Genomic DNA, 512 nt, shown 5'->3' on the forward strand with positions numbered 1-512 from the left:
AGCCTGGCAGGGCCTAAACGCCCACAGGATCGCGTTGCACTGCCCGATGTACCAAAAGCATTTGCCGCCAGTAACGAACTGGAAGCTCAACAAAACTAAGGGCATAGACAATAACTACCGATGTCATATACCCATACTCTCTAATCTTGGCCAGTCGGCGCGTTCTGCTTCCGATTAGAAACGTCAAGGCAGCAATCAGGATTGCAATCATGGTTCCTGCATATGATGACAATGTCGCCCCAAGACCATCTCTATGAGCTGAAAAAGAAACACCAGGAATGTAGTGGCGGAAAAGGAGATAGCAAATGCTTACGATAACGTAAGGAATTATTACTATGTAAACACCAGGCATGATTCTGTTCCGCATAATTACTCCTGATAATTAATCCTTAACTTTGCCCACCTGCCTTTTAAAACATTCCAGTATATCACTTTTCATTCTTGCGTAGCAATATGCCATCTCTTCAGCTATCTCAGCATTGGTGACCTTGTTCAGAGGCGCTGAGAGATGG

Annotated in this window: 3 pseudogenes; 1 reads left to right on the forward strand and 2 read right to left on the reverse strand. The window is 44.9% G+C overall.

Annotation, left to right across the window (positions count from 1 at the left end):
* Positions 1–84: pseudogene (locus AACS05_RS25050) on the forward strand (hypothetical protein); the annotation flags it as partial.
* Positions 85–109: 25 nt separating this feature from the next.
* Here the strand turns inward: AACS05_RS25050 and AACS05_RS24720 are convergent.
* A pseudogene (locus AACS05_RS24720) lies at positions 110–367 on the reverse strand (hypothetical protein); the annotation flags it as partial.
* A 15-nt stretch (positions 368–382) separates the two neighbouring features.
* A pseudogene (locus AACS05_RS24725) lies at positions 383–512 on the reverse strand (protein rexA); the annotation flags it as partial.

This window comes from Citrobacter sp. S-77 (assembly GCF_963864895.1).
Taxonomy (GTDB): domain Bacteria; phylum Pseudomonadota; class Gammaproteobacteria; order Enterobacterales; family Enterobacteriaceae; genus Citrobacter; species Citrobacter murliniae.